This window comes from Acidiphilium sp. PM, from assembly GCF_000219295.1.
Classification (GTDB): Bacteria; Pseudomonadota; Alphaproteobacteria; order Acetobacterales; family Acetobacteraceae; genus Acidiphilium; species Acidiphilium multivorum.
Window position 1 is genome coordinate 1 of record NZ_AFPR01000443.1, and the last position, 7,634, is coordinate 7,634.

The window sequence follows — 7,634 nt, forward strand, 5'->3', positions numbered from 1 at the left end:
TCGCCGGCTTCGCCGCAAGCGAGGTCGCCGCCGCCGTCCCCGCCGGCCACGCCGCCCGCCGCCGCGCCGGCGTCGCGATCGAATCCTACGTCCTGTCCGCCGCCCGGCTCGCCGCCGCCCCCGCCGCACTCATGAGGCCCAAGCAATGACCCGCCTGCCCACCGCCGAGGATGTTCTCGCCGCCCGCGCCCTGATCGCCCCGCACATCGTCCGCACCCCGGCGCTGCGCTCTCCCGCGCTCGACGAGCGGACCGGCGCGGAGGTCTTCATCAAGGCCGAGCCGCTGCAGCGCACCGGCAGCTTCAAGCTGCGCGGCGCGACCAACGCGATCCTGCGGCTCGCCCCCGCGGCGCGCGCGGCCGGCGTCGTCGCCTATTCCTCGGGCAATCACGGCCAGGCGGTGGCCTGCGCCGCCGCCGCCCTCGGGATTCCCGCCACCATCGTGATGCCGCGCGACGCCCCCGCCATCAAGCGCGACTCGACCGCCGCCTGGGGGGCCGACATCGTGCAGTACGACCGCCGCACCGAGGACCGCGAGGCGATCGGCGCCGCCATCGCCGCCCGCACCGGCGCCGCCCTGATCCCCCCCTACGACCATCCGGACGTGATCGCCGGGCAGGGCACCCTCGCCCTCGAACTGGTGGAGGATGCGCGGGCGGCGGGCGCCGAACTCGATCTCGTCTTCGTCTGCACCGGCGGCGGCGGCCTGACCGCCGGCTGCGCCCTCGCCCTCGAACACGCCTCGCCCGCGACCCGGCTGATCGCCGTCGAGCCCGAGGGCTGGGACGATACCGGCCGCTCGCTGGCCGCCGGCACCCGCCTCGCCAATGACGGCGCGGGCTCCGCGCTCTGCGACGCGCTGATGGCGATGACGCCCGGCGAACTCACCTTCGCGCTCAACGCGCCCCGCCTCGCCGGCGCCGTCGCCGTCAGCGAGTCGCAGGTGCTCGCCGCGATGGGCTTCGCGCTGCGCCATCTCAAGCTCGCGGTCGAGCCCGGCGGCGCGGTGGCGCTGGCGGCGGTGCTGGCCGAGGCGCTGCCGCTCGACGGCCTGGCGGTGGGAGTCGTTCTCTCCGGCGGCAATGCCGATCCCGGAACGCTGGCCCGCGCCCTCGAAGTCACCTGCTGACGGTCTCCGATTCAGCCTTTTTTAACCCCCACCCCCGATACTCCGCCCCGAAAGGTGGCAAGGGGTTCATGGCGCAGCGCAAGAAGAAGGGCGGCAAGGGGGGCGATCAGGCGGTCAACCTGATCATCCGCCGCGAGGAGATCGTCGAGGGCGGCCATCACGGCGGCGCCTGGAAGGTCGCCTATGCCGACTTCGTGACCGCGATGATGGCCTTCTTCCTGCTGATGTGGCTGATCAACGCGACGACCGAGGCGCAGCGCGTCGGCCTCGCCGACTATTTCAGCCAGGCCAACGTGCTCAACCGCGCCGCCTCCGGCGAGGGCAAGCCGTTCGGCGGCAGCACCCCGTTCGACAAGGGCGCCCTCTCGTCGGATCGCGGGGCGGTGCGCGTCACCGTCGGCCACAACCCGGTCTCCTACGAGGTGCCGCACACGCCGCAGGGCCAGCAGATCCGCCCGGATCATCCCACCGGCAACGACATGGTGAACACCTCGCCCGGCGCCGGCCACAAGCCGCGTGCCTCCGGCGCCACCGCGTCGAACGCGGCGCCGAAGCCCGCGCCCGAGTTGCAGAAGCCCGCTTCACCCGCCGCCGGGGCGCGGTCCGCGCCGTCCGGCGAGAAGGCCGCCGCCGGCACCGGCGGCGCCATCGGCGGCCTCGCCCCCGGCAATCTCGGCGAAGCCCGCTTCAGGACCGCGGGTTCCGAGATCCGGCAGATGATGGCGCAGGACCCGGATCTGGCGTCGCTCTCGAAACAGGTCAGCGTCCACGTCACGCCGCGGGGCCTGCGCATCCAGATCATGGACGCGCACAAGCGGCCGATGTTCGCGCTCGGCTCGGCCCGGCCGAACCCGATGACGCTGGAACTGCTCACCAAGATCGCGCCGATCCTGTCCCGGCTGGGCGACCGGATCCGCATCGCCGGCTACACCGATGCCCGGCCCTATGTCGCCGGTCCCAAGGACAACTGGGACCTGTCCGTCGAGCGCGCGAACGCGACGCGCGCGGTCCTGGTCAAGGCCGGCTTTCCGAAGCGGCTGATCGCGCGCGTGAGCGGCTATGCCGACCGCAAGCTGCTCATCCCATCCAATCCGCTGGCGGCAGCCAATCGGCGGGTGGGAATACTGGTGGTGCGTCCGGCACTGCCGGAAGGGGTCAAAACAGATGGTGCCAAGGCGCCATGACCCGAACGGAGATGCAATGTTCTGAGATTTCGGTGAAATATGCTCACTTTGGGAGGCGTTGCATTCCTGCTCGTCTGCGTGTTCGGCGTCTTTATCGTGACGGGCGGGGCGATCGGTCCGCTGCTGAAATCGATGCCCTTCGAACTCATCACGATCGGCGGCGCCGCGGTCGGCACCTTCGTGGCCGGCAACTCGATGCACGACATCAAGCACACGCTGGCCGGCTTCAAGAAGGTGCTGCGCGGCGGCGCCTTCAAGAAGGCCGACTACACTGACCTGCTGTGCCTGCTGTTCTACCTTGTCCGCCTCGCCGCGACGCGCGGCGCCATGGCGCTGGAGCCGCATATCGAGCGTCCGGAGGAAAGCCCGGTCTTCAAGCACTTCCCGGCCATCCTCAAGAACGAGGAAGCCACCGCGATCATCTGCGACTATCTGCGGATGGTCGGCATGAACGCCGACGATCCGCACCAGATCGAGGACGTGATGGCCCGCGAACTGCGCAAGACCCTGGCCGAGGAGCTGCACGGCGCCCACACGCTGCAGACGATGGCGGACGGCCTGCCCGCGCTCGGCATCGTCGCCGCGGTGCTCGGCGTGATCAAGACGATGGCGCATATCAGCCAGCCGCCCGCCGTGCTCGGCGAAATGATCGGCGAGGCGCTGACCGGCACCTTCCTCGGCGTGCTGCTCGCCTATGGCGTGGTGGGGCCGCTCTCGGTGCGGCTGCGCGGCGTGGTCGAGGAGGATTCCCGTTATTTCGAGGTGATCCGCGCGGTGCTGGTCGCGCATCTGCACGGCAACGCGCCGCAGGTCAGCGTCGAGGTCGGCCGCAAGATGGTGCCCAACCTGTTCATGCCGACCTTCCAGGAACTGGAGGAATCCGTGGAGTCCCTCAAGATCGCCGCCTGACCGTCCTCAACCCTGGCCGCCGAGATGGCGCTGCATGATCACCACGTCGATCCAGCGGCCGAACTTGAACCCCACATCGCGGAGCGTCCCCACCCGCTGGAAACCGAGACTGGCATGCACCCCGATCGAGCCGACATTCTCCGAATCGCCGATCACGGCGAGCATCTCCCGGAATCCGGCGGCGCGCGCCTCGTCGAGCAGCCGCGCGACCAGCGCCTTGCCCACCCCCTGGCCGCGCACGTCCTCGCGCACATAGACGCTGTCCTCGGCGGTGAACCGGTAGGCCGAGCGGGCGCGGTACTGGTCGAAATAGGCGAAGCCGAGAATGCCCGTCGCATCGGCGGCGACCACCCAGGCGCGTCCCGCGCCGGTGACCTCGCGAAACCGCGCCGTCAGCGCTTCGAGGGAGGGCGGCACCTCGTCGAACGTTCCGGTCCCCTCCAGCACGTGATGGGCATAGATCGCCTGGCAGGCGGGCAGGTCTTCCGGGGCGGCGGGGCGGATATCCATGGTCGCGTGCTCCTTGGCAGATCGCTGCCTGATCCAGCACCGCCGGGGCCGAAACGCAAGACCCGTTTCGCGGCGGGTTCAAATCTATGGAAAAAGCGTCCGCACATGTGCTAACGGAGTGTTGAATGTTTGATTTGATATTTGATTTCGTAACCGGGTGCGGTTTTGGCACCCCGCGGCGCCGGTTCACGGCGTGGCAGACCGGCAGGCGCGCCCCGGACGAAAGATCTATCGCAACGGGGAAAGATCTTGTCTGATGAGCGAGACAATCGAGCCGGTGGATGCCGCGCCGGATGGCGGCAGGGAGCTTCACGTGCGCGTGCTGGCGGTCAGGGCCGCGGCCCGGTTCCACGGAATCGACCTCGATCCTGAACTCCTGCGCAAGGAGGGCGGCGGCGCGCCGCCATCCTCCGCCGGTCTCGTCGAATGGACGCGCGATGCCGGGCTCTGGGCCCGCGCGATCCGCGTCAATTTCCGCCAGCTCCTCAAGATCGAGACGACGGCGCCGGTCATCCTGCTGCTGAAGGATGGCGGCGCGGCGATCATGGTCGCCGCCGACCGCGAGCGCGCCGTCGTGTTCCTGCGCGACCCCCGCGCCCCGCAGGGCACCGCGCCCGTCCCGGTCGACGAGCTGCAGCTCGGCCAGCTGTGGGACGGCACGGTGCTCCTCGTCCGCGGCGAGCGCGGCGAGGACGATGCCGAGCCGGTCTTCAACTTCGCGCTCCTCTTCCGCATGGTCTGGCGCGAGAAGCGCATCCTGCGCGACATCGCGATCAGCTCGGTCACGCTCACCGTGCTGCAGGTGATCCCGGCGCTGCTGGTCATGGTCGTGCTCAACTCGGTGATCGAGTACCACGCGATGAACACGCTGGCGCTGATCTCGATCGTCTTCGTCATCGCCATCCTCTGGGAGGCGGTGCTCACCTGGGGCCGGCAGATGATGCTGGTGATGCTCTCCACCAGGCTCGACGCCCGGCTGAACCTGATGATCTTCGACCGGCTGATGACGATCCCGATCGAGTTCTTCGAGCGCAACCAGGCCGGCCAGATCGGCTACAAGGTCGGCCAGATCTACCGCGTGCGCGACTTCATCACCGGCCGGCTGCTGACCACCTTCATCAACATCTTCATGATCGCCCTGGTCCTGCCGATCCTGTTCTACCTCAACGCCTTCCTCGCCTGGACGGTGCTGATCGCCTCGGCCACCATCGCCGTCATCATCACCGCCTTCCTGCCCGCGCTCGCCCGGCTGACCGGCCGCATCATCGAGGCCGAGAGCCGGAAGGGCGCGGTGCTGGTCGAAAGCCTCTACGGCGTGCGCACGGTCAAGGCGCTGGCACTCGAGAAGGTCCGCTCCGATGACTGGGACGGCCGGGTGGCGCTCACCAGCCAGCTCAATCTCGAGATGGGCCGGCTCTCCGCCTGGCCGCAGGTGCTGTCGCTGCCGCTCGAGCGCTACGCGACGATCGGCGTGCTGCTGCTCGGCGGCTATGTCGCGCTCACCTCGCAGAACCCGCTCGCCGCCGGCTCGCTGGTCGGCTTCATGCTGCTCGGCGGCCGCGTCGCCGGCCCGCTGATCTCCTTCGCCCGCCTCGTGCAGGACGCGCAGGAGGCCCGCGCCGCCGTCGGCATCGTCGGCGAGGTGCTGAACCGGCCGACCGAGCGCCGCGCGATGAACACCGGCCTGCGCCCCGCCTTCCGCGGCGCCGTCGCCTTCGAGGAGGTCACCTTCACCTACGAGGGCGGCAAGACGCCGGCGCTGAACAAGGTCAGCTTCTCGATCCCCGAGGGCACCATGCTCGGCATCGTCGGCCGTTCCGGCTCGGGCAAGTCGACCATCACGCGCCTGCTCCAGGGCATCAACCGCGACTATCTCGGCGCCGTGAAGATCGACAACACCGAACTGCGCGAGATCAATCTCCGTCATCTGCGCAAGAGCTTCGGCGTCGTCCTGCAGGACAATTTCCTCTTCCGCGGCTCGGTGCGCGACAACATCATCGCCGGCCGTCCCGGCCTCACCTTCGAGGATGCGATCCGCGCCGCCCGCCTCGCCGGCGCCGAGGAATTCATCGAGCGCCTGCCCCAGGGCTACGAAACCTTCGTCGAGGAGGGCTCGCCCAACCTCTCGGGCGGCCAGAAGCAGCGCCTCGCCATCGCCCGCGCCCTGATCGCCGATCCCCGCCTGCTCATCCTCGACGAGGCGACGAGCGCGCTCGACCCCGAAAGCGAGGCGCTGATCAACGCCAACCTGCTGCGCATCGCCCGCGGCCGGACGATGGTGATCGTCTCCCACCGTCTCGCCTCGCTGGTCGACTGCGACATGATCCTGGTCATGGATGCCGGCCGTGTCGTCGATATCGGCCGGCACGCCGATCTCGTCGAGCGTTGCGCGATCTACCGCCATCTCTGGCTCCAGCAGAACCGCCACATGAATCCCGAAGGAGGCCGCCATGCGCCGACCCCGACCCTCGCGCAAGGCGACTGACCGGCTGCCGCCCTCCGGCGGCAGCCTCGCCCTGGCCGATCCCGCCTCGCTGTCGGACCTGCCGCTGCCGCTGCTGGAATTCCAGTCGCCGACGGCGGCGGTGATCGCGACGCCGGTGTCGATCGTCTCGCGCTACACCATGCTGCTCGTCACCGCCCTGGTGGCGACGCTGATCGCCGTCGCGGCCGTCGTGCGCATCCCCAAGGTGGTCTCGGCGCCGGGCCGGCTGGTCTCCACCGCCCCGAACGTCCTGCTCCAGCCCTTCGACACCTCGATCGTCCAGGCGATCGACGTCCACGAGGGCGAGATCGTCCACAAGGGCGAGATCCTGGCGAAGCTGAACCCCACCTTCGCCAGCGCCAATCTGCGCGCGCTGAGCGCCGAGGTGATCCAGCTCGCCGCCCGGCGCGACCGTCTCGCCGCCGAGGCGGGCGGCACCACCTACGCGCCGGCGCATCCCAACGCGGCGCAGCGTCTCCAGGCCGCGATCTTCCAGAGCCGCAAGGCCGAGCGCATCTACACGATCGAGAATTACGACCAGAAGATCGCCGAGCTGCGCATGATCATCGCCAAGAGCGACAGCGAGGCGGGGTTCTACCGCAAGCAGGTCGGCGTGGCGAAGGATGTCGAGCACATGCGCGACCAGCTCCAGCGCATGCAGGTCGGCAGCAAGCTCAACTCCCTGCTTGCCCGGAACGACCGGCTGACCGTGTCCAGCTCGCTCTCCAGCGCGCTGGCCACCGCCGCCGCCGGCGAGCGCGACCTCGCCGCCCAGCAGGCCGAGCGCGACGCCTATGAAAAGAAATGGATCGCCGATGTCGGGGAAAAACTCGCCGAGACCGACAGCAAGCTGATCGCCACCGAGCAGGACCTCGCCAAGGCGCGGCTGCAGAGCCAGCTCGTGGTGATGCGCGCGCCGCGCGACGCCATCGTGCTCACCGTCGCCCATGTCTCGGTCGGCTCGGTGCTGCGGTCGGGGGCCAAGTTCATCACCCTGGTGCCGCTGGACGCCCCGCTCGAGGTCGAGGCCGATATCAGCGGCGCCGAATCCGGCCATGTCCATGTCGGCGATCCGGTCACGGTGAAATTCGCCACCTTCGATTACCTGCGCTACGGCACCGCCCGCGGCACGCTCCGTTCGGTCAGCGCCGACAGTTTCAGTTCCGACCAGCCGCCGGCGGAGGGCGCCTCGCCGCTGCCCAACCGGCCGCGCGGCCTCTACTACAAGGCCCGCATCTCGATCGACAGGCTGATGCTGCACGGCGTGCCGCCCAGCTTCCGCCTCACCCCAGGCATGCCGCTCACCGCCGACATCAAGACCGGCCGGCGCACCATCCTCTCCTATTTCATGACCAAGCTGCTGCCGGTCGCGACCGACAGCATGCGCGAGCCCTGAGGGGGGCATCCCGCGCCGATG

Annotated in this window: 6 protein-coding genes; 5 read left to right on the forward strand and 1 reads right to left on the reverse strand. The window is 69.5% G+C overall.

What is annotated here, in order from left to right; all coding sequences use genetic code 11:
• The first annotated feature begins 145 nt into the window (after positions 1-145).
• The 3 genes from APM_RS13365 to motA all read left to right on the forward strand — a co-directional run bounded on the left by APM_RS13365 (position 146) and on the right by motA (position 3,222).
• Entirely contained in the window at positions 146-1,129 is a 984-nt protein-coding gene (locus APM_RS13365) for a threonine/serine dehydratase (RefSeq protein WP_007423893.1), read from the forward strand.
• A gap of 68 nt (positions 1,130-1,197) precedes the next feature.
• On the forward strand, positions 1,198-2,313 hold the full coding sequence (locus APM_RS13370) for a flagellar motor protein MotB (RefSeq protein ID WP_007423894.1): 1,116 nt from the start codon (positions 1,198-1,200) through the stop codon (positions 2,311-2,313).
• Positions 2,314-2,352: 39 nt separating this feature from the next.
• A complete protein-coding gene (gene motA / locus APM_RS13375) occupies positions 2,353-3,222 on the forward strand; it encodes a flagellar motor stator protein MotA (protein WP_007423895.1) in 870 nt (289 codons plus the stop codon).
• Positions 3,223-3,228: 6 nt separating this feature from the next.
• Here the strand turns inward: motA and APM_RS13380 are convergent, their stop codons facing one another.
• Positions 3,229-3,732 carry a GNAT family N-acetyltransferase gene (locus APM_RS13380; protein ID WP_007423896.1) on the reverse strand — a complete coding sequence of 168 codons (504 nt, stop codon included), beginning with the start codon at positions 3,730-3,732 and terminating at the stop codon, positions 3,229-3,231.
• Positions 3,733-3,988: 256 nt separating this feature from the next.
• Between APM_RS13380 and APM_RS13385 the strand changes: the two genes are divergently transcribed.
• Together APM_RS13385 and APM_RS13390 are read left to right on the forward strand one after the other, a co-directional pair.
• Complete coding sequence (locus tag APM_RS13385) at positions 3,989-6,217, forward strand: peptidase domain-containing ABC transporter (protein WP_007423897.1); 2,229 nt, start codon at positions 3,989-3,991, stop codon at positions 6,215-6,217.
• The gene (locus APM_RS13390; protein ID WP_007423898.1) at positions 6,183-7,613 is read left to right on the forward strand and encodes an HlyD family type I secretion periplasmic adaptor subunit; all 1,431 of its coding nucleotides are present in this window, start codon (positions 6,183-6,185) and stop codon (positions 7,611-7,613) included. Before APM_RS13385 ends, APM_RS13390 begins: the two co-directional genes overlap by 35 nt.
• Positions 7,614-7,634 lie beyond the last annotated feature (21 nt).

What these genes read in the sequence shown, in the direction of transcription:
- APM_RS13365 (WP_007423893.1), top strand. Translation starts at nt 146, where the DNA reads ATGACCCGCCTGCCCACCGCCGAGGATGTTCTCGCCGCCCGCGCCCTG.
- APM_RS13370 (WP_007423894.1), top strand. Translation starts at nt 1,198, where the DNA reads ATGGCGCAGCGCAAGAAGAAGGGCGGCAAGGGGGGCGATCAGGCGGTC.
- motA (WP_007423895.1), top strand. Translation starts at nt 2,353, where the DNA reads ATGCTCACTTTGGGAGGCGTTGCATTCCTGCTCGTCTGCGTGTTCGGC.
- APM_RS13380 (WP_007423896.1), bottom strand. Translation starts at nt 3,732, where the DNA reads ATGGATATCCGCCCCGCCGCCCCGGAAGACCTGCCCGCCTGCCAGGCG.
- APM_RS13385 (WP_007423897.1), top strand. Translation starts at nt 3,989, where the DNA reads ATGAGCGAGACAATCGAGCCGGTGGATGCCGCGCCGGATGGCGGCAGG.
- APM_RS13390 (WP_007423898.1), top strand. Translation starts at nt 6,183, where the DNA reads ATGCGCCGACCCCGACCCTCGCGCAAGGCGACTGACCGGCTGCCGCCC.